18 protein-coding genes are annotated in these 19540 nt (G+C 69.3%); 11 read left to right on the top strand and 7 right to left on the bottom strand.

Features of this window, described 5'->3' with window-relative positions:
- The first annotated feature begins 49 nt into the window (after nucleotides 1–49).
- Genes D7X99_RS32420 through D7X99_RS32435 form a run of 4 tightly spaced genes read left to right on the top strand, consistent with a single transcriptional unit; the run spans nucleotide 50 to nucleotide 5088 of the window.
- The gene (locus D7X99_RS32420; protein ID WP_121781121.1) at nucleotides 50–1153 is read left to right on the top strand and encodes a porin; all 1104 of its coding nucleotides are present in this window, start codon (nucleotides 50–52) and stop codon (nucleotides 1151–1153) included.
- An 11-nt stretch (nucleotides 1154–1164) separates the two neighbouring features.
- Entirely contained in the window at nucleotides 1165–3129 is a 1965-nt protein-coding gene (gene acs, locus D7X99_RS32425; protein ID WP_121781122.1) for an acetate--CoA ligase, read from the top strand.
- Nucleotides 3130–3173: 44 nt separating this feature from the next.
- Entirely contained in the window at nucleotides 3174–3452 is a 279-nt protein-coding gene (locus tag D7X99_RS32430) for a DUF485 domain-containing protein (RefSeq protein ID WP_120577525.1), read from the top strand.
- A gap of 10 nt (nucleotides 3453–3462) precedes the next feature.
- On the top strand, nucleotides 3463–5088 hold the full coding sequence (locus tag D7X99_RS32435) for a sodium/solute symporter (protein WP_121781123.1): 1626 nt from the start codon (nucleotides 3463–3465) through the stop codon (nucleotides 5086–5088).
- A gap of 101 nt (nucleotides 5089–5189) precedes the next feature.
- Here the strand turns inward: D7X99_RS32435 and D7X99_RS32440 are convergent, their stop codons facing one another.
- Both D7X99_RS32440 and D7X99_RS32445 read right to left on the bottom strand, forming a co-directional pair.
- Nucleotides 5190–6299, bottom strand: a complete 1110-nt coding sequence (locus D7X99_RS32440) for an alpha/beta fold hydrolase (protein WP_121781124.1) — start codon at nucleotides 6297–6299, stop codon at nucleotides 5190–5192.
- Between the two features lie 45 nt (nucleotides 6300–6344).
- Entirely contained in the window at nucleotides 6345–7109 is a 765-nt protein-coding gene (locus tag D7X99_RS32445) for a hypothetical protein (RefSeq protein ID WP_121781125.1), read from the bottom strand.
- A 141-nt stretch (nucleotides 7110–7250) separates the two neighbouring features.
- Here D7X99_RS32445 and D7X99_RS32450 point away from each other — a divergent pair, with 141 nt between their 5' ends.
- From D7X99_RS32450 to D7X99_RS32460, 3 genes are all read left to right on the top strand, one after another.
- Nucleotides 7251–8105: an ion transporter gene (locus D7X99_RS32450; RefSeq protein ID WP_121781126.1), complete on the top strand. Its 855-nt coding sequence runs from the start codon at nucleotides 7251–7253 to the stop codon at nucleotides 8103–8105.
- Between the two features lie 21 nt (nucleotides 8106–8126).
- On the top strand, nucleotides 8127–9704 hold the full coding sequence (locus D7X99_RS32455; RefSeq protein ID WP_121781127.1) for a class I SAM-dependent DNA methyltransferase: 1578 nt from the start codon (nucleotides 8127–8129) through the stop codon (nucleotides 9702–9704).
- A gap of 111 nt (nucleotides 9705–9815) precedes the next feature.
- The gene (locus D7X99_RS32460; RefSeq protein ID WP_121781128.1) at nucleotides 9816–10373 is read left to right on the top strand and encodes a superoxide dismutase family protein; all 558 of its coding nucleotides are present in this window, start codon (nucleotides 9816–9818) and stop codon (nucleotides 10371–10373) included.
- A 57-nt stretch (nucleotides 10374–10430) separates the two neighbouring features.
- Here the strand turns inward: D7X99_RS32460 and D7X99_RS42955 are convergent, their stop codons facing one another.
- From D7X99_RS42955 to D7X99_RS32480, 4 genes are read right to left on the bottom strand one after another with little or no spacing between them, the layout of a single operon-like run.
- Nucleotides 10431–11057: a PIN domain-containing protein gene (locus D7X99_RS42955; protein WP_158620672.1), complete on the bottom strand. Its 627-nt coding sequence runs from the start codon at nucleotides 11055–11057 to the stop codon at nucleotides 10431–10433.
- Nucleotides 11054–11527: a hypothetical protein gene (locus D7X99_RS32470; RefSeq protein ID WP_120596234.1), complete on the bottom strand. Its 474-nt coding sequence runs from the start codon at nucleotides 11525–11527 to the stop codon at nucleotides 11054–11056. The genes D7X99_RS42955 and D7X99_RS32470 overlap by 4 nt, the downstream gene beginning before the upstream one ends.
- Before the next feature lie 37 nt (nucleotides 11528–11564).
- On the bottom strand, nucleotides 11565–13844 hold the full coding sequence (locus tag D7X99_RS32475; protein WP_121754640.1) for a glutamine amidotransferase: 2280 nt from the start codon (nucleotides 13842–13844) through the stop codon (nucleotides 11565–11567).
- Between the two features lie 28 nt (nucleotides 13845–13872).
- Nucleotides 13873–14631 carry a DUF4159 domain-containing protein gene (locus tag D7X99_RS32480; protein ID WP_121781129.1) on the bottom strand — a complete coding sequence of 253 codons (759 nt, stop codon included), beginning with the start codon at nucleotides 14629–14631 and terminating at the stop codon, nucleotides 13873–13875.
- Between the two features lie 56 nt (nucleotides 14632–14687).
- Here D7X99_RS32480 and D7X99_RS32485 point away from each other — a divergent pair, with 56 nt between their 5' ends.
- The 4 genes from D7X99_RS32485 to D7X99_RS32500 all read left to right on the top strand — a co-directional run bounded on the left by D7X99_RS32485 (nucleotide 14688) and on the right by D7X99_RS32500 (nucleotide 18872).
- Nucleotides 14688–14984, top strand: coding sequence for a molecular chaperone DnaJ (locus tag D7X99_RS32485; protein ID WP_120596237.1), 297 nt, complete (start codon nucleotides 14688–14690; stop codon nucleotides 14982–14984).
- 27 nt (nucleotides 14985–15011) lie between these two features.
- The gene (locus tag D7X99_RS32490; protein ID WP_121781130.1) at nucleotides 15012–15719 is read left to right on the top strand and encodes a hypothetical protein; all 708 of its coding nucleotides are present in this window, start codon (nucleotides 15012–15014) and stop codon (nucleotides 15717–15719) included.
- An 82-nt stretch (nucleotides 15720–15801) separates the two neighbouring features.
- A complete protein-coding gene (locus D7X99_RS32495) occupies nucleotides 15802–17277 on the top strand; it encodes a hypothetical protein (RefSeq protein WP_121781131.1) in 1476 nt (491 codons plus the stop codon).
- Nucleotides 17278–17306: 29 nt separating this feature from the next.
- Nucleotides 17307–18872 (top strand): beta-ketoacyl synthase N-terminal-like domain-containing protein, encoded by a 1566-nt coding sequence (locus D7X99_RS32500; protein ID WP_121781132.1) that lies wholly within the window; start codon nucleotides 17307–17309, stop codon nucleotides 18870–18872.
- Nucleotides 18873–18904: 32 nt separating this feature from the next.
- Here D7X99_RS32500 and D7X99_RS32505 read toward each other — a convergent pair whose 3' ends face one another.
- Nucleotides 18905–19456, bottom strand: coding sequence for a hypothetical protein (locus D7X99_RS32505; RefSeq protein WP_121781133.1), 552 nt, complete (start codon nucleotides 19454–19456; stop codon nucleotides 18905–18907).
- Nucleotides 19457–19540 lie beyond the last annotated feature (84 nt).

The raw sequence follows: 19540 nt of genomic DNA on the forward strand, positions 1-19540 counted from the left end.
CCCGGAGCACACGCGGGTGGAACGCGTGTTGCTCAGGGGATGGGGACCCATGCGCCCCGTCCCCCACCCCCTGTCGCGGTTTCTGGTGCTCACGGCCCTGCTGACCGCGCTGCCGGCGGCGGCGGGCAAGATTCAAATCACCGAGGACGCGGTCCTCAACGTGGACGTGCTGCTGCATCCGCAGATGCAGCTCGTCAAGGACGGCGCGCCCACGGGCGGCGTGGGGACGGACTTCTTCCTGCGCCGCGTGCGGCTGCTCCTCTTCGGCTCCATCACGAAGAAGCTGTCGTTCTTCATCGACACGGACCAGCCGAACTTCGGCAAGAACGGCGACTACAGCGTCGCCTTCTACATCCAGGACGCCACGGTCGCGTACGAGTTCGCGGACAAGACGTGGGTGGAGGCGGGCTTCATCCTCGCGCCGCTGTCGCACCACGCGCTGCAGGGCGCCATCGCGCTCCAGACGGTGGACTACCACTCCGACCTCATCCGCTACCCGCCAGGCGTGGGCAAGGTGTGGCGCGACATGGGCGTGCAGGTGCGCGGCTTCGCGGGCCCCTGGACGTACCGCGCCGCCATCCTCAACGGCGTGGAGGGCGCAAAGCTGGAGAACGGTCAGACGGTCAACGCGGACGACCTGCCGCGCGTCGTGGGCCACGCCCGATACAACGTCTGGGGCCACGAGTACGACCAGTTCCTGCGCGGCATCTACTTCACGGACCAGCCCATGCTGTCGTTCGGCGTGGGCGGGGACTACCAGTACGGCGCCATCGCCACCGCCTCCGGCATCCACTCCGCGGTGGCCCTGGCGGCGGACGTGTTCCTGGACATCCCCATCGGCGACAACCAGGAGTTCGTCTTCCAGAGCAACGTCTTCTCCTGGCAGCAGGGCTTCGACAACGTGCGCAGCGGCACCGGCTTCTTCGTGGAGCTGGGCTACCGCATCGGCATCGTCGAGCCCGTCTTCAGCAGCGAGTACTTCAACGGGCGCGTGCCGTCGACGGACCTGCTCACGTTCAAGCCCGGCCTCAACCTCTGGTTCCAGAAGCACACCTTCAACCTGAAGACGGAGGTGGCCGTGTCACGCGTGGGAGACATCGCCCACACGACCACGGGCATCACCGGCACCGCCCAGCTCCAGCTCTTCTACTGAGGACTCCACCCATGGCCACCGACACGGATTCGCTCTTCCAGCCCAAGGAAGCCTTCCGCCGTACCGCGCATGTGCAGAGCCTGGAGGAGTACCAGCGCCTCTACCGTCAGAGCCTGGACGCCCCGGACGCCTTCTGGGGCGAACAGGCCCGGCAGCTCACCTGGTTCCACCCGCCGGAGTCCATCCGCGAGGTGAACGAACAGGCCGCGGACTTCGCCTGGTTCGTGGGCGGAAAGCTCAACGTCACCGTCAACTGCGTGGACCGCCACGCGAAGGCGCGCCCGGACAAGGCCGCCATCCTCTGGGCCAAGAACACGCCCGGCGAGTACGAGACCATTACCTTCCGCGACCTCGCCCACCACGTGAACCGTCTGGCCAACGTGCTCAAGGCGCACGGCGTGCGGAAGGGCGACCGCGTCATCGTCTACCTGCCCATGATTCCGGAGCTGGTGTACTCGCTGCTGGCGTGCGCGCGCATCGGTGCGGTGCACTCGGTGGTGTTCGCGGGCTTCTCCGCGGACTCGCTGCGCGAGCGCGTGCTGGACTCCGGCGCGAAGGTCGTCATCACCGCCAATGAAGGCCCGCGCGGCCCCAAGAGCGTGGCCACCAAGGCCATCACCGACGAGGCCCTGGACGGCCTGCCCCAGGTGACGTCCGTGCTCGTCGCGCGCCGCACGCCCAAGGAAGTGCCCATGCGCGAGGGGCGTGACCACTGGCTGGACGTGGAGGTGCAGAAGCACCGCGGCGTCTGCCCCGCGGAGTGGATGGACGCGGAGGATCCGCTCTTCATCCTCTACACGTCCGGCTCCACCGGGAAGCCCAAGGGCGTGCTGCACACGACGGGCGGATATCTCGTCTACGCGAACACGACGTTCCGCTACATCTTCGACACGCAGCCGGACGACGTGCACTTCTGCACCGCGGACGTGGGCTGGGTGACGGGCCACTCGTATCTCGTGTACGGCCCGCTCAGCACGGGCACCACCACGGTCCTCTTCGAGTCCACCCCGACGTGGCCGGATGCGAGCCGCCTCTGGCAGGTGGTGGACGACCTGAAGGCCACCACGCTCTACACCGCGCCCACCGCGCTGCGCTCGCTGATCAAAGAGGGTGACAGCTTCGTCACGAAGTCGTCCCGCAAGTCGCTGCGCCTCTTGGGCAGCGTGGGCGAGCCCATCAACCCGGAGGTCTGGCGCTGGTTCCACGAAGTGGTGGGCGAGGGCCGCTGCCCCGTGGTGGACACCTGGTGGCAGACGGAGACGGGCGGCATCCTCATCGCGCCGCTGCCGGGCGCGACGCCCTGCAAGCCCGGCAGCGCCACCCTCCCCTTCTTCGGCGTGGAGCCGGTGCTGGTGGATGAGGAGGGCAAGAAGCTGGAGGGCAACGGCGTCAACGGCAACCTGTGCCTCGCGCGTTCGTGGCCGGGCCAGGCGCGCACGCTGTACGGTCACCACTCGCGCTTCGTGGAGACGTACTACGCGCGCTTCCTGCCGCTGTACTTCACCGGCGACGGCTGCCGCCGCGACGAGGACGGCTACTACTGGATCACCGGCCGCGTGGACGACGTGCTCAACGTGTCCGGCCACCGCCTGGGCACCGCGGAGGTGGAGAGCGCGCTCGTCGCCCACGAGGCCGTCGCCGAGGCCGCCGTGGTGGGCTTCCCGCACGAGTTGAAGGGCACGGGCGTGTGCGCCTTCGTCACGGTGAAGCCGGACTTCCTGCGCACGCCGGACGAGAAGATGGTGGGCAGCTTGCGCGAACAGGTGCGGCACGTGATTGGGCCCATCGCCACGCCGGACCGGGTGGTGCTGGTGTCGGGCCTGCCCAAGACGCGCTCCGGAAAGATTCTGCGCCGCATGCTCCGCAAGATCGCCGGCGGCGAGACGGAGAACCTGGGCGACGCGAGCACGCTCGCGGACCCCACCGTGCTGGATGAACTGCTCACCAAGGGCCTGCCTCCGGCCTCGCGCCGCTGAAGTCCCCTCGAGGTCCCTTTCACGCTTCGCAAGGAGGAACACCGATGTACGGCAATTCCAAGGACGAGGCGTTGAAGGCACTCGCCGCGCGGCGCTGGCGCGTGGCCGGCGCGCTGACGGTGGCGATGCTCGTGGTCTATCTGGGCTTCATCCTGCTGGTGGCCTTCAACCGGCCGCTGATGGGTCACCAGTTCATGCCAGGGCTGTCCGTCGGCATCGTGCTGGGAGCGCTCACCATCCTCTGCGCCTGGGTGCTGACCGGCGTTTACATGAGCTGGGCCAATCGCAAATACGACAGCGCCCTCGACGAACTGCGCCGCTGAAAGGCCACCCATGAATCCCACGACCGCGGGCACGCAGATTGGCCAGCCCAACACCACGGCCATCGTCTTCTTTCTCCTCTTCGTCAGCATCACGCTGGCCATCACCTACTGGGCGGCGCGCAAGACGAAGACGACGTCGGAGTTCTTCGCCGCCGGTGGCGGCATCAGCGCCGGGCAGAACGGCTTCGCGCTGGCGGGCGACTTCATGAGCGCCGCCAGCTTCCTGGGCATCGCGGGGCTCGTGGCCACGTCCGGCTTCGACGGGCTCATCTACTCCGTGGGCTGGCTGGTGGGCTGGCCCGTGGTGACCTTCCTCATCGCGGAGCCCCTGCGCAACCTGGGCAAGTACACCTTCGCGGACGTGGTGGCCTACCGCCTGAAGCAGACCCCGGTGCGGCTGTCCGCCGCGGTGGGCACGCTCACCGTCGTCGTCTTCTATCTGATTGCCCAGATGGTGGGCGCGGGCAACCTCATCCGCCTGCTGTTCGGCCTCTCCTATGAGACGGCCGTCGTCATCGTGGGCGCGGTGATGATCCTCTACGTGCTGTTCGGCGGGATGATCGCCACTACCTGGGTGCAGATCGTGAAGGCGGTGCTGCTGCTGGGCGGCGCGACGGCGCTGGCCATCTCGGTGCTGTACAAGTTTGGCTTCAGCCCCGCGGCGCTCTTCAGCGAGGCGGTGAACCGCTACGGGCCGGAGGCGCTGGCGCCGGGCAAGCTGGTGTCCAACCCGCTGGAGACCATTTCCCTGGGCCTGGCGCTGATGTTCGGCACGGCGGGCCTGCCGCACATCCTGATGCGCTTCTACACGGTGCCCAACGCGAAGGCGGCGCGCACCAGCGTGTTCTACGCCACGGGCCTCATCGGCTTCTTCTACCTGGTGACGTTCATCCTGGGCTTCGGCGCGTCCGTGCTGGTGGGCCGTCAGGCCATCGTGAGCGTGGACAAGGGCGGCAACATGGCGGCGCCCATGCTGGCGGAGGTGGTGGGCGGCACGGGCTTCCTGGGCTTCATCTCCGCGGTGTCCTTCGCCACCATCCTCGCGGTGGTCGCGGGCCTGACGCTGTCGGGCGCGGCGGCGCTGTCACACGACCTGTGGTCCAGCGTGGTGCGCAAGGGACACGCGCCGGAGGCGGAGCAGCTCATGGTGGCGCGCATCGCCAGCCTCGCGCTGGGCATCCTGGCCATCATCCTGGGCGTCGTCTTCAAGAACCAGAACGTGGCCTTCATGGTGGGCCTGGCGTTCGCCATCGCGGCGAGCGCGAACTTCCCCGCGCTGCTCCTGTCCATGCTGTGGAGGGGCTTCACCACCAAGGGCGCGGTGGCCAGCATGCTCACCGGTTCCATCAGCGCGGTGCTGCTCATCTTCCTGTCGCCCACGGTGCAGGTGGAGCTGCTGGGCAACGCGTCCGCCCTCTTCCCACTGAAGAACCCGGGCATCGTCACCATCCCGCTGTCCTTCATCGTCGGCTGGGTGGTCTCGGTGCTGGCGCCAGAGGCGGAGGCGTCCGCGCGGTTCGCGGAGGTGGAGCACCGCATGCACGTGGGCGCGGCGGTGACGCCCCCGGTGACGGTGCCCACGGGCGTGGCGGGCACGGTGCCCCCCGGTATCCCGGAGGCACCCCAAAAGATTTGAAGCTGCTCGGCGGTCCTTCACGGCTTCTTCCTCGGCGTGAAGGACAGGGCGGAACCCGGGAGTTTCCAAAGGGGCTCGGGTTCCGCCTTTCTTTTTCGTGACTACTTCCCGCGCGTGAGCGGGAGCACGTCCTGCACGAGTTGAACGAGCACCTTCCCGGGCTCCTCCTCGTGCACCATGTGCGCGGAGTCCTCGAACCAGACGAGCTTCTTCGACGGCGCCTGGACGGTGGCGAACCAGGAGTCCAACAGCTGCGCGGACGTGGTGCGGTCATGCCGGCCGTGGAAGAAGACGACAGGCAAGGCGAAGCGGTTCTCCTTCGTGAGGTTCAGCTGGGTGATGGGCGCCCAGAAGGCCGCGAGGCTCAGGTCCAGGCCCTCGTCACGCGCCTGCATGTCCTTGTCGGTGACGTCCGGGCTGTAGCGCCAGACCTCGGCGCCGTGCCAGTCCGGCGCGCGCCAGCCGTGGGTCTCATAGTGCATGAGCCAGCGGCGCTCCTTGTGCAGGTTGGCCAGCGTGCGCGCGGGGTCCTTCGGGTCCGGGAACGGGGCGATGGACTCCAGGTCCTCGATGGCCTTCTTGTTGCCGTCCGCCTTCGCCGCGGCGAGCGTGGCCGCGTAGCCCAGGGCTTCGTTCTTCGGCAGGTCCACCCCCTGTCCGATGCCCACGTACGCGTCGAACCAGTCCGGGTGCATCCGCGCGAGCTTCACGCCCAGCACCGTGCCCCAGCTGTGGCCCACGAGCACGATGCGCTTCTTGCCGTACGTCTTGCGCAGGTACGCGGCCACCTCCTCCGCGTCCGCCACCATGCGGTCCACGGTCATGGTGGGCTTCACCTTGTCCGGGGGATTGAGGGCATACGTCTTCCCCGCGCCGCGCTGATCCCAGTGCGCGACGGTGAAGTACTCCTCCCATTCGCCCTGGTAGAAGTACGCGGTGGGCAGCGCGGTGAAGCCCGGCCCTCCGTGAAGGAAGAGCAAGAGCGGGTTGTCCTTGTGGCGCCCGCGCACCGAAATCCACTGGTCGATGCCGCCGATGCGCACGGCCTCCGCCTTCTCGATGCCGTCCGTGAGCACGCTGCGCCGGGCCTCCCGCATGACCTCCTGGGGCGTAGGCGCCTCGCCTGCGAACGCCGGGAGGGCCGTGAGCGACAGGCCCAGGCCGAACAGGGAGAGGGAGACGCGCTTCGAGGTGTCGTTCAGGGTCCGCATGCCCTGTGAACGGACGACCCCCTCCGCCGATTGCCTGGACGCGGGTCAGGGATGGGTGCGCAGCTGCTCCTGGAGCGACCGCAGCGGCTCCTGGTCCACGCGGATGCGTCCTCGCGTGGGGAGGTCCAGGTCCAGGAGGGTGAACATCACGGCGGTCAGGATGACCACGAACAGGAACCAGGAGAGGAACCCGCGCACGCGCGCCTCCGGCCGGTATCCCAGGAGCACGCCGGAGCCGAGCATCCCGACGAGCAGCAGGACGAAGATGGAGGTCGGGATGAGGTTGTGGGCCGCCGCCAGGCGCTCCTCGGCGATGTCGAACACGTCGTTCATCGCCTGGGTGACGAGGATGAGCACGGGGGCCTCCACTCGGGGCGCCAGCACCTCCAGCCGCGCCCAGAGCTCCGACTGGAGCGACTCCGACTCCTGGAACAGCTTCGCGAAGACGGCCGGCTCATTCGCGACTTCGTGCCCCTCCAGGCGAAGGTCGGTGTAGCGGCGCAGCCAGGCGCGCGTCTCGCCGCGCGAGGGCTCGGGAAGAAAGCCGAGGCGCAGGTAGAGCGTGCCGATGGCGTTCGCCTCCTTCACCACGAGGGCGCGGCGCAGCGAGTACCGGTCCGCGGCCATGGAGAAGGAGAAGGCCAGCAGGAGCGCCACCAGCCCGAGCACCGACGCCTGGAGCGCCGACACGTCGCCGAGCTCCGGCCTCCGGTGACTGAGCCGGTAGCCGAGCTCCAGGCATATGAAGAGCAGGCCCATCACCAGCAGGGCGAGCAGCCGCACGGGGATGGCGTTGAGGATTTGCAACATGCGCCAGAGCCGCTCCGCGCCATGGACAGGGCGGACTGGAACGTCGGGACGGGAACCAGCCCTGGCAATGCAGCCGCCGGTCCAGGAGACAGGAACGCTGTTGAACGTTCCCAGCGGGATTGCGCCTAAGCTGCGCGGCCTGTGGACCGTCCCTCCGAACAGAGCCCCCCGAGCGGCTTTCGCGCCCGCCTGCACACGGTCATCTTCGAAGCGGACACCCCCGCGGGGAAGGCGTTCGACGTAGCGCTCCTGTGGGCCATCGTGTTCAGCGTGGTGGCGGTGATGCTGGAGAGCGTCTCGCAGGTGCGCGCGGAGCATGCCCACGCGCTGCACACCGCCGAGTGGGTCTTCACCGTCCTCTTCGCGCTGGAGTACGTGCTGCGGCTCATCGCGGTGCGCCAGCCGCTGCACTACGCGCGCAGCTTCTTCGGCATCGTGGACCTGATGGCGCTGTTGCCGTCGTTCCTGAGCGTGCTGTTCCCAGGCGCGCAGACGCTGCTGGTCATCCGCGTGCTGCGCCTGCTGCGCGTCTTCCGCATCCTCAAGCTGGGGCACCTGCTGGGTCAGGCGGAGGTGCTGCTCACGGCGCTGCGCGCGAGCCGACCGAAGATCATCGTCTTCCTGGGCACGGTGCTGAGCATCGACGTCATCATGGGCGCGGTCATGTACATGGTGGAGGGCGAGGCGAACGGCTTCGACAGCATCCCCCGCTCCATGTACTGGGCCATCGTGACGATGACGACGGTGGGCTTCGGGGACATCACGCCCAAGACGGTGACGGGGCAGTTCCTCGCGTCCATCCTGATGGTGATGGGCTACGGCATCATCGCGGTGCCCACGGGCATCGTGTCGGTGGAGCTCGCCGCCGCTACGCGTCAGCCCCCGAATACCCAGGCGTGTCCGGGTTGTGGCGCACAGGGTCATGACCTGGATGCGCGCTTTTGCAAACGCTGCGGCACGGCATTGGACTGGGCCCCCTCGCGGACCACCGGGTGAATCTGTCTAGGATGGCCCGGCATGGCCCGCGCCATCGACACGCCCGAGCTGGACGAGGAACTGCTGGTCCACCAGTTCCCCGGCATCAACCGCAAGGCGGTGGGCGCGTTCTACACGCCCGCGCCCATCGTGGAGCGCACGCTCGCGCTCGCGCTGTCACACCTGGGGGACGGGCCGCTCACCGTGGTGGATCCGGCCTGTGGCGCGGGAGCCTTCCTCTCCGCCGCCGCGAGGCACCGCCCTGACGCGAGGCTGTGCGGCCTGGAGCTGGATGGTGGCGTCGCCCACCTGTGCCAGGCCCGCGTGCCGGGCGCGGACGTCCGCGTGGGGGATGCGCTGAGGGGCGGGCTGGAGCCGCTGCTCGCGGAGACGCCAGAGGGGCACGTGGAGTTATGGGTGGGCAACCCGCCCTACAACGGCACGTCCGCGGTGCTGAAGGACGCGGCCTGCTACGCGCGGCTGCGCGCCCTGGTGCCGCTGGAGATGCCGCCGGGCACGAGCCTCCGGGATGACTTCGCGTTCTTCCTCCTCGTGGCCATGAAGCGGCTGACGGCCCGGCCGGGAGTCCTGGCCTTCATCACGCCCGCGAGCCTGCTGGAGTCGTTCATCTACGCGCCGCTGCGCCACGCGCTGTTGCAAGCGCTCCACCTGCGAGAGGTGGTGGACCTGGGCCCGGGCATCTTCACGGGCACGCAGGTGCGCACGTGCATCACGGTGTGGACCTCCAGGTCCGGCGTGGACGCCTCCGCGCCCCGCTACGAGCACAAGGGCGTGGGCCAGTGCTTCACGCCCGAGGCTCCCGAGTGGCGGCTCTCCCCCATCGCGGAGGAAGCCGCCGCGCTGGACGCGGACTGGCGAGCGCGGGGCGAGCTGCTCACCACGCTCATCCCGGTGAGCCTGCCCGGGGTGAAGACGCGCTTCGACGAGCTGCTGGTGGACGCGGACCAGGAGCGATTGCTCGCGCGCCTCCGGGCCTTCTGCGCCGCGACGCAGGACACGCTGGAGGACTTCGCGCGGGAGCACGGCCTGGAGCCCGCGCTGTTGCCCAAGCTGCGCGCGCTGAAGCAGGGACCTGAGCTGGAGGTGGACGCAAGCCACGTGCGGCCGTTCTTCCGCTACGGCGGCGCGAGGCACCGGGGCGCGGTGCCGCCGGAGGCGAAGGCGTTCTGCTACCTGGACCGGCGGCTGATTCCCCGAGGAGACCACCGGCTGCGCGGTCCGTATGATCCGCACGAGGAAGCGGTGAAGCTCCTGTTCAACGTGCGCGAACTGCCCTTGTCCGCCGCGCTGCTGGAAGAGCCCGGCTGCGTGCACGACCACCGCCACGCGCGGTTCGCGCCGCTGTACGTGCCCCAGCGCGTGCGGGACGAAGGCCTGGGCATCACCCGGGGCGCCAGGTCCCGCGAGTCCCTGGGCCCGCTGGTGCCGAACCTTTCACCCCGGGGCAGCGCCTGGGCGGAAGGCCTGGGAGGCCCGGAAGCGGCGTTCCGCGCGGTGATGCGCTTCCTGAACGGGACGCCGGTGCAGCGCGTTTGGGCGCCCGCGTTCGGTGCGTCCCGGGTGGTGCCGGTGCCACTGGACGGTCCGCTGCCGGAGTGATGACTCCCCATCACCGGATGAATGCGGGAGTGGACATTCCCCTGCGGAGGACTCGGCGGGTGGGTAGTGTCCCGCGCCGCTGCGTCACCCATTCCAGGAGTCTTTCAAACCATGACGATTCGTCCCCTGATTGTCGCCGCCGCGCTGTTCACCACGCCCGCCCTGGCCCAGGACGCCGGGACGCCGGCCCCCGCGGACGCGGGCGCGAAGCCTGCCCCCAAGAAGGGCGAGACGGTGAAGGCGACGCTGAAGGACGCCCAGGGCAAGGACGTGGGCGAAGTGACGATGGAGCAGGCGCCCAAGGGCGTGCTGGTGCGGGGCACGCTGATGAACCTGCCCGCGGGCGAGCACGCCTTCCACATCCACGAGACGGGCAAGTGCGAGGCGCCGGACTTCAAGACGGCGGGCGGCCACTTCAACCCGACGAAGAAGCAGCACGGCGCGCTGTCGCCCAAGGGCCAGCACGCCGGTGACCTGCCGAACCTCTACGTCGCCCAGGACGGCAAGGTGCAGTTCGACGTCTTCATCGCCGACCTGAAGGTGAAGTCGCTGCTCGACAAGGACGGCTCCGCCGTCATGATCCACGCCAAGCTGGACGACTACCACACCGACCCGACCGGCGACGCCGGCGGCCGCATCGCCTGCGGCGTGGTGGAGAAGGCGGAGTAGTCACCGCATCACGGCCGCTCCTGCCTTTGGACAGGGGCGGCATTCGCATCGAGCCGGTCAGGAGGAGCGGGCTTTGAGGGCTGCTTTGATGAAGCCCAATCCTCCATCAAACCGGACCTTCAAGACGCAGTGCTGCTGCTCCAGTAACTCCTCGACCGTAGGTGTCTCGAAGTCACGCTGGTTCCTGTTCAGGAAGCAGGACGCCTCCCCGGATGGAGCTTCTTTCTGGAGGCCAGCCAATACGGAGGCGAGCACCACCGCATCTGGGAATGGCATCAACTCCTCTGCCCAGAGTGCCGCGGCGTGCTCGATGACCCTTTCGCTGACAGGCAGGATGTCCGAACAGCGAAGCAGCCGTTCCCGGATCGAATCCACCCGTTGCTCTGCATCCTGCGTGATGGCGGTCAAGCTGGATTGGACTTCAGCCCACGCCTGCCGTTGCGCCTGAGAGAAGACTCGTCCCCGCTGTCGCTCTCGAAACTCCTGTCGGAAACCATCCGCCAGCTGTCGGTGCTTCTCGCGATCTCGCCGCAGCTTGTCCATCGGTTCGATGAAGCAAAACGCGGGAATGGCCAGACGAAGGGCTCCCGTCTCCGCGAGCTGAAGGATCTCCTCGCAGGACTCCACCTGCTCCTGCTCATAGGCCAATTCGAGGATGAAGTTGGTCTCGACGTAGACCCTCAAACTGGTTCCTCGCGAATGGCCCCTCCAGCAATGGCACGAAGAAGTCCAGTGCGCGCCAGCTCTTCATTCTCCGTTCCGGGAGACGCAGCGGTCGTCAGGTCGTCCAGCCATGCCCCAACCAGCATGTTGAAGGCCAGCGGCTTGATGCCCTCGGGACCAGTCCCCAGACGCTTGAAGTACGAGTTCAGGACCACCGAGGTATCGAGCACGCGGGTTGGCGTTCCCTCTGTCTTCGCCCTGGCGATCTTCCAGACGTAGAGCTTTTCTGGGGTGACCAGGAGGAAGTAGTCAGCGTTCGGCCGTTGGCCCAACGCGTCCAGCTTCAGCCAGTACTTCGCCGCCCAGCCACGGGTTGTCCCCAGGCGAGCCTTGACCTGCACGAGTGCCTTCGTCTGCCCCTTCCGGTCATGGATGGCGAAATCAAATCGCGGCTGGGAGTCAGGATTCGTTCCTGAATGCGATTCCATCATTCCCCCATCATGGAGAGCAGTCTGACATCCCACCGGGTCACACGTACCCGAACCGCCGCCGCGCGAACCACTCCGCGCCCAGGAGCGCGATGAGCGCCACCAGGTAGTACCAGCGGTCCCACAGCGGCTGGTCCTTCGCGCGCCCCACCTCCACCACCGGCGGATCCAACAGCGGCACGTCCGGCATCCCGTCCTGCGGCAGCTTGTACGCCTTGCCCTCCGTGACGCTGGCGATCTGCTCCATCAGCGTCGGCCGCACCGACGCGTCCGACAGCTCCGGACCCACCGCGCGCACCGCCACCGCGTCCTCGCCCTTGCCCAGGTCCGTCTCGCCCTTCTTCGCGGACGCGAGCAGCTTGTACGGCCCCGGCGCCGGCGGCGCGAACTCCAGCCGCACCACGCCGTCCGCTCCCGTCGTGCCCGTCTGCACCGCCACCGGCTTCTGCGTCGCCACGGAGAACAGCTCCGCCCGCACCTGCGCGCCGTCCGCCGGCTGGTAGTCCGCCATCCGCGCCTGCACCACCACGCCCACCGGCCGCCCCGGCTCCACCGACGGAGGATCCGCCGTCACCTTCAGCGTCGTCAGGTCCGGATCCCTCACCAACCACCGCAGCGCATTGCCCCAGAAGCGGTCATACGCCCGGTTCGGTGAGCCATCCCGGTGCGCCGTGAACGCCCACGACCACGTGGCGTCCGTCGCCACCACCATCGCCCGGCCCCGCCCGTAGTCCCACACCGACACGAGCGGCGCGTTCTTCCCGTCCACCGTCATGAACGGGTGGTCCATCAGCACCGTCGCGCCCGGCCGCGCCCGCGTCAGGTTCGCGCCCGGAATGGGCAACAGCTCGCCCCACGTGGCCTCCGTGCTCGCCGCGCCCGTGCCAATGGACGTCACCGGATGCCGCAGGCCCTCCGGCGTGAGGCGCGGCTTGAACGGCTCCGCGTTCGCGGGCCCCGCGGCCTCCACCGGCAGCGCCTCCATCAGCGTGGGCATCGACGCGCGGCCTTCGCCCAGCACGCTGTCGCCGCCAATCATCACGAACGCGCCGCCCTCGTGGATGTAGCGCTCCAGGTTGCGCTCGTACTCCGCGATGGACAGCGAAGGGTCCGAGTAACCGAAGTTCTGGAAGATGACGACGTCGAACGTGTGCAGCTTCGTGTCGAAGATCTCCTCCATGGGGAACGGGATGAGCGACAGCTCCCGCTCGTTCGACACGCCCGTGTCGTCCGACAGCGTGCGCAGGATGTAGAACGACACCAGGTCCACGTTCGCGTCCTGCTTGAGCAGCCCGCGCAGGAACCGCTCGTCCCACGACGGCCGCCCCACCACCAGCAGCACGCGCACGCGGTCGCGAATCACCTTCAGCGTGAACGAGCGGCTGTTGTTGTCGCTCACCGCTTCATCCGGGAACGTGGGCACCGTCACCGTGTAGACGAACCGCCCTGTCTGGTCCGGCGTGAAGGTGAAGGACACCGGCTTCACGTCGTCGCCGGTGGTCATCTTCACCAGCTTGCTCGCCACCGTCTTGCCCTCCTGGCTCAAGACGACGGGGATGTCCTGCCCGGAGAACCCGCGGCCGTGGATCTCCACCTCCACCGTCAGCGAGTTGCGCACGAAGGCGAAGTCATCCACCTTCAGCCCCTCCACCGACAAATCCTTCAGCGCCTCCTGGCCCACCAGGAACGTGGACACCGGCACGCCCAGGTCCGTGAGCGCCGCACGCGCACGGCCCACCGCCCCGGCCTTCAATTCCGTGTTGTCCGCGCCGTCGCTGAACAGCAGCACACCGGACAGCTTGCGCGACCCCTGCCCTCCGGACGCCGCGGACCGCAGCGCCGCGAGCAGGTCCGTCGTGCCCGCCCGCGCGGGCTCCTGGGCCAGCTGCGCGGCCGTCACCGGCGCCAGCTCCGGGTCCACCCCGTACACCTCCACCGTGAAGCGGTCCTGCCAGGACGCGAACGTGGGCGCCGCCTTCTCCAGGAACGCCGCCACCTGCGCGCTGCGCGTGGGCCCGCCCGGCTCCGACGGGAAGTTCATGGACGCCGAGCGGTCCACCAGCACCGCCACCCGGTTCTTCATCCGCGCCACCTGCAGGTGCCGGATGCCGGGCTCCAGGAGGAAGAAGAACGCCGCCACGCCCGCGCCCAGGCGCAGGCCCCACAGCAGCAGCTTGCGGCCCCGGGACGGCTCGCGGCGCACGCCCCACGCCGCCAGCGCGATGCCCACCACCAACCCCACGCCCAGCAGCACCAGCGCCCAGACGGGCAGGGGCGACAGGCTGACGAGCTTCCACGCGTTGAAGGACGGGGAGTTCATTCGAGGGTTCGCGCGAGGAAACGCACTCTCAGCGCCGCTTGTTGAGGATGAGGGGCAGGTGCACCGCGTCGTCCTTGTAGTCCAGACAGAGCGCGTACATGCACAGGTTGATGCCCAGGCGGATGGCCAGCTCGCGCTGCGGCTCTCCGCCCGGGGACACGTCGAACTCGTAGTCGCCGGACTCGCTGCGGCTCCACGCGCCCGCCACGTCGTTCTGCGAATAGATGACCGCCGCGCGCTTGCCCACGCTCGCCACCAGCGGCAGCGGCTTGTGCAACAGGCGCCCCGGCGCCGCGTCCAGGAGGAAGAAGGACTTGAAGACGACGTGCGTGCTCGGCGCCTCCTTCAGCGGGCTCTGCGGCAGCACGCGCGACATCTCCCGGCGGAAGCTGGCGTCGAAGCCGTCCCCGTCGCTGCCGTCGTTGGCGTCCCCGAACACGAAGCCGCCGTACGTCAGGTAGCGGCGCAGGTTGGACACCTCCGCGTCGGTGAGCGGCGGGAAGGCTCCGTCCCCTCCGAAGTAGAGGAACGGGTACTCGAAGAGGTCCGGGCTGCTCAGCGCGAACGGGCGCGCGTCCGGCACCACCTCCACGGACGTGCGCCGCTGCAGCTCCCACGCAAGGCGGCGCAGCCCCGACAGCCGGCCGTCCCAGCGGCCCCCGTGCCGGGCCACGGCGGGGATGAAGCGGCTCTTCTCACCGAAGGCGGCCGCACGCCGGGACAGCAGCGGGACGAGCGCGGACGTGGCGAGCAGGAGGTTTCGACGGGAGAGGGGCCGCACAGGCATGGGGACCTGCTTATACCGTCGGCGGGTGCCTGCATTCCCTGGTATAGACGCGCCCCATGGCGAAAGGCGGACAGACGCCCCCGGAGCCCGGAGGCGGCCCCCAGGCTCCCGGCACCCTCCCAGGCTCTGAAGACGTGCGCGCCGCCTGGGCCCGCAAGGACGCGGGTGACGTGGCCGGCGCCCGGCGGGACGCACAGCGCATCCTCGCGGGCAGCCCTTCTCCGGAAGACCGCGAACGCGCGGAAGACCTGCTGCGCGCCACGGAGACGCCCCGCGCCCTCTACGGTTACGCGCTCCTGGGCGCCGTCATCCTGGCGGTGCTGCTGGGGCTCGCCTTGACCCGCTATTCCTGACGGCCACAGTCGCTAGGATGGCGCGTCATGGATGGCTTCCTCCTGGCGCTCAAGTCGTACCAGACCTTCAACCCCTCTGGCTGGGTGGGCATCTACCGGCTCCTGCCCATGTGGGTGGGCGTCGTGGTCGCGCTCGTGGGGCTGGTGTTGCTGCTCGCGGGCGGCGGCAAGCTGTTCCGCGCCGTGGCGGGCCCGGTGGGCGCGGTGCTGGGACTGGTGTGGACGGGCGCCGTCACCCAGCGGCTGAACCTGGTCGACCTGGATCCGCGCATGCCCACCCTGGTGGCCGCGGCGCTGATGGCGCTGGGCTTCCTCTTCCCGCCCGCCGTCACCTTCGTGGGCGTGGGCGTGCCGCTGGGGCTCCTGGCGGGCCAGATTGCCGGCCCCAGCGACTTCCTGCTCGGCTTCGGGCCGGGCTTCATCATTGGCGGTCTGGTGGGCGCCTTCCTCCACCGGCAGGTGAGCGGCATCGTCGCGTCGGTGGTGGGCGCGTGGCTTTTGGTGATTGGCGCGCTCGCGGCGCTGCACCAGTTCGGCGGCGTGGTGGAGGCGGTGGCCAGCCGCCCCTGGGGCGTCATCATCGCCGCGCTCCTCTTCGCCCTGGCGGGCAGCGTCTACCAGCTCGCCGTGCGCCCCTCGCCCGAGGAGTCGGATCAACAGAAGGCGGAGAGGCAGAAGCAGAAGCAGCGCCTGGCGGAGCAGCAGGCGCTCGAGAAGCGCTGGGGGGTCAAGTAGCCCCTGTCCCGGCAATCCTTTACGCCGGAGGGGCCGGGGCGTAGATTCCGCCGGCTTTCCCCCTCCCCTTCCTCGAGCATCGATGGGCCAGGCCAGCCGCAAGGACAAGGACACGCAGAAGCAGGAAGGGTCGCCCCCGGCGGCCTCCGTCCCGTCTTCCCCGGACGCCGCCCAGCCCGCCGTGCCCCATGAGGGGTGGCGCAAGCCCGCCGGCATGGGCCGCAAGGGGTGGGCCATCCTCGCTGGCGCGGTCGCCTTCATCCAGCTCCCGCTCATCCATTACGCGCTCATCCGGGGCCAGGCGGACGTCACCGCGACGGTGCCCTACCAGCAGTCGTTCAACGACCCCGCTGTCGTCGCGCGCGACTTCTTCTCCACCGGCGCCTACTGGCGTGTGACGAACGGGGAGCTGCTCGGCCCCGCGCCCAAGAACAACCCGCTGTGGCTCCAGGCCGCGCTGCCGGACGACGTGGCGGTGGAGTTCGACGTGCGCCCGGAGTACCCCGAGGGCGACATCCGCGTGGAGCTGTTCGGCAACGGCCGCGACCCGGCCTCCGGCTACGTGCTGGTGCAGGGCGGGTGGAACAACAGCCTGTCCGTCATCGCCCGGAAGGACATCAACGCGCCCGCGCTGGACGCGCTCCAGCGCAAGGCCGCGCGCGTCGCGGAGAAGGGCGGCGGCCAGGGCGCGGACCTCGTCGCCACCGGCGTCTTCAAGAAGGACACCCGGGTGCGCGTGGAGTCCCGCGTGGGCGCCCCCATCCAGTCCGGCCGCACGTACCGCTGGCGCATCGAGCGGCGCGGCAACGTGCTCAAGTGGGCCATCGACGGACAGCTCGTGGGCGAGCTGGACGACCCGTTCCCGCTGAAGGGCAAGGGGCAGGACCGGCTGGGCCTGTCCGGCTGGGAGTCGCAGCTGTTCTTCGACAACCTGCGCATCGGCACGCCGGACTCCATGCCCGCCACCATGGTGGCGAAGCAGGAGCCCACCCTGCCCCCGGGCCCCTCCGAGGACGACTTCAACCGCGACACCCTGGGCGACGCGTGGAACGTCACCAACCCCTCCGCCACGAAGATCGAGGACGGGGCGTTGGTGGTGCAGGCCCTGGGCAACCGCCCGGTGTGGCTGAAGAAGCCCCTCCCGGAGAACGCCGTCATCGAGTTCGACGCCTGGGGTGACAGCCCGGAAGGCGACATGAAGGTCGAGGCGTGGGGCGACGGCCGCTCCTTCTACGCGGGCGACCCGCGCCTGCAGTACACCGCCACCGGCTACGTCTTCATCTTCGGCGGCTGGCGCAACACCCAGTCCATCATCGCGCGCCAGCACGAGCACACCAACGACCGCGCCGTGCGCGACGGCGCCGCGGTGGTGCCCGGCCAGCGCTACCACTTCAAAATCACCCGGCGGGACGGACTCCTGTCGTGGGAAGTGGACGGCAAGCCCTTCCTGACCCTCCAGGACGCGTCCCCGCTCTACGGCCCCCGCAACCAGTACTTCGGGTTCTCCGGCTGGCAGACGCGCGTCCACTTCGACAACCTCAAGATCCAGCCGCTTTAGCCTTCCCCCGGGCGGCGGAGGAAACACCCGTGCGCAGAGTCGGAATCTTCGGCTGGGGCGTGGTCGCCCCGCGTTCCCCCAACATCGAGGCCTTCGCGAAGAACCTCGAGTCGTCCGAGACCTGGCTGACCCCCTTCAACGGCTTCGGTCCGGACAACTTCCTCGTCGGCACGCCCACGTTCAACCTGGCGGACTACAAGCCGTGGATCGACGCGCGCTTCCCCGCCAACCGCTTCTCCCAGCTGGAGCGGAAGATGGGGCAGCCCACGCAGTACGCCATCGGCGCCTTCATCCAGTCGCTGTCGCAGAACCCGGGCATCGAGAAGGAGCTCCAGGAGCTGGGCACGAAAGCCCACGTCTACGTGGGCACCGGCCTGGGCGACCTGCCCACCATCCAGAACATCTCCCTGGACCTCTACCGCGCCCAGCGCCGGTGGGACCGCTTCTGGGCCAGCCCCGAGCGCAACGGCGCCGTTCGCCAGTGGCGTGAGACGCGCGAGCCGCTGCCCGGCCTGCCTCCGGAGCCCTCCACCATCGAAGAGGTGGAGCGCGACAAGGCGGAGGACGACTGGTGGCACTTCTGGGCCGGCCGCTCGCCGGAGCTGCGCGAGTACCTGGAGGAGCTGCGCGAGATTGAAGCCATTGGCGTGCCCGACGAGGGCGACGTGGAGTCCGCCAAGCTGGCCGTCATCAAGGAGAAGCGCACGCGCAACGGGCGCCTGCAGAAGAAGTGGAGCGCGCCCGAGCCGCCGTGGAACGCCGTGTCCTCCAACGTGCTGTGGAACATCCACAACACGCCCGCGTCCCAGGTGTCCATGCTGGGGCAGATCACCGGCATGACGTTCGCGCCGGTGGCCGCGTGCTCGTCCTTCGGCTACGGCCTGAAGCTGGCCATGAACTCCATCCGCCTGGGTGAGGCCAAGGCCGTGGTGCTGGGCATGACGGACGCGGCGCCCAACCCGCTGGTGGTGGGCGGCTTCTACAACGCGCGCGTCATCTCCGCGGACGCCGCCGTGTCCAAGCCCCTCACCGCGCTGCGCGGCACGCACATCGCCGGAGGCGCGGTGGTGTGGGTGGTGGGCGACTACGAGCACTTCACCCAGAAGGGCTTCAAGGCGCTGGGCCTGGAGCCCGTCGCCGTGGGCGTCACCGCGGACGCGGACCACATCATCACCCCGTCCAAGGAAGGCCCCACCCTGGCCATCCGCGAGGCGCTGGGCGCCGCCGGCTGTCAGCCGCAGGACGTGGGCAGCTGGGACCTGCACGCCACCGCCACCCCGGGCGACTTCCTGGAGGTGCAGACCCTGCGCGACGTGCTGCCGGAGTCCGTGCTGATCACCGCGCGCAAGGGCACCTTCGGCCACGGCATGTCCGCGGGCGGCGGCTGGGAGCTCACCGCGCAGTACCTGGGCGCGGAGGCCGGCAAGGTGTACCCCACGCCGCTGTCCGCCCCGGAGCTCAACAAGCAGATCGCCAAGGTGCACGGCCGCTTCGTCTTCAATCAGGGAGAGGCGGCGCCCGAGGGGTGCTCGGGCAAGCTCTCCATGGGAGTTGGCGGCATCAACGCCTGCGTCATCTCCCGGCCCTGGAAGTAGGCCGGGGGGGGCGTAGCGGTTCCGCGAAGGGCCTACGGGTACTTCGCGGACGCTTCGGCCTCCAGGGCCGTGGCTCCCTTCGGGTTGAGCTTGCGGAAGAACTCCAGCTCCAGGTCCAGGTCGCGGTAGCTGGCCTTCTGCTCCGGGGCAAGGCCGCTGGTGCTTCGGCCCACGCCGTTGGGGTCCGCCAGGCCGCCGGTGGCCGGGTTGCCGGTGCCCTTGTCGGTGGCGTAGCTGACGCCCACGGACTGCTGCACGCGGTCGGAGCGCAGCGCGCGCAGCACGGCCCGGCCATCCGCCAGGGTGACCCCTTCGATGAGGTAGCGCGTGGAGGACGTGGGCCCCAACGTGCCGCCGCCGGAGTCCAGCCACTCCGTCTCCAGCACGAACTGGTTGGGCAGTTCGCGCCACGAATAGCCGCGCTCGTCCATGATGGCCTTCACCTCCGGCCACAGCTGCGCGAGCGGCTGCTCGTAGGCCACGGTGGCCGCGCGGTCGCGGACGTAGTTGTCGCGCTGGTGGCCGGCACAACCGGTGACGATGACGACGGACGCGGTCAGGACCGCGCGAAGCAGGTGGCGCATGGGGATGACCTCCCGGACGGGAAGCAGTGGGGTGTGAAGGCCGCCATCCTAGCGCGGCCCTCCCCTCCCCCGTTCTCGCCCCCC

The organism is Corallococcus sp. AB032C (genome assembly GCF_003668935.1).
Taxonomy (GTDB): Bacteria; Myxococcota; Myxococcia; order Myxococcales; family Myxococcaceae; genus Corallococcus; species Corallococcus exiguus.

Bases quoted from the DNA above. Each gene is read 5' to 3' on its own strand.
- D7X99_RS32420 (WP_121781121.1), top strand. From the start codon at position 50: ATGCGCCCCGTCCCCCACCCCCTGTCGCGGTTTCTGGTGCTCACGGCC.
- acs (WP_121781122.1), top strand. From the start codon at position 1,165: ATGGCCACCGACACGGATTCGCTCTTCCAGCCCAAGGAAGCCTTCCGC.
- D7X99_RS32430 (WP_120577525.1), top strand. From the start codon at position 3,174: ATGTACGGCAATTCCAAGGACGAGGCGTTGAAGGCACTCGCCGCGCGG.
- D7X99_RS32435 (WP_121781123.1), top strand. From the start codon at position 3,463: ATGAATCCCACGACCGCGGGCACGCAGATTGGCCAGCCCAACACCACG.
- D7X99_RS32440 (WP_121781124.1), bottom strand. From the start codon at position 6,299: ATGCGGACCCTGAACGACACCTCGAAGCGCGTCTCCCTCTCCCTGTTC.
- D7X99_RS32445 (WP_121781125.1), bottom strand. From the start codon at position 7,109: ATGTTGCAAATCCTCAACGCCATCCCCGTGCGGCTGCTCGCCCTGCTG.
- D7X99_RS32455 (WP_121781127.1), top strand. From the start codon at position 8,127: ATGGCCCGCGCCATCGACACGCCCGAGCTGGACGAGGAACTGCTGGTC.
- D7X99_RS32460 (WP_121781128.1), top strand. From the start codon at position 9,816: ATGACGATTCGTCCCCTGATTGTCGCCGCCGCGCTGTTCACCACGCCC.
- D7X99_RS32470 (WP_120596234.1), bottom strand. From the start codon at position 11,527: ATGATGGAATCGCATTCAGGAACGAATCCTGACTCCCAGCCGCGATTT.
- D7X99_RS32475 (WP_121754640.1), bottom strand. From the start codon at position 13,844: ATGAACTCCCCGTCCTTCAACGCGTGGAAGCTCGTCAGCCTGTCGCCC.
- D7X99_RS32480 (WP_121781129.1), bottom strand. From the start codon at position 14,631: ATGCCTGTGCGGCCCCTCTCCCGTCGAAACCTCCTGCTCGCCACGTCC.
- D7X99_RS32485 (WP_120596237.1), top strand. From the start codon at position 14,688: ATGGCGAAAGGCGGACAGACGCCCCCGGAGCCCGGAGGCGGCCCCCAG.
- D7X99_RS32490 (WP_121781130.1), top strand. From the start codon at position 15,012: ATGGATGGCTTCCTCCTGGCGCTCAAGTCGTACCAGACCTTCAACCCC.
- D7X99_RS32495 (WP_121781131.1), top strand. From the start codon at position 15,802: ATGGGCCAGGCCAGCCGCAAGGACAAGGACACGCAGAAGCAGGAAGGG.
- D7X99_RS32505 (WP_121781133.1), bottom strand. From the start codon at position 19,456: ATGCGCCACCTGCTTCGCGCGGTCCTGACCGCGTCCGTCGTCATCGTC.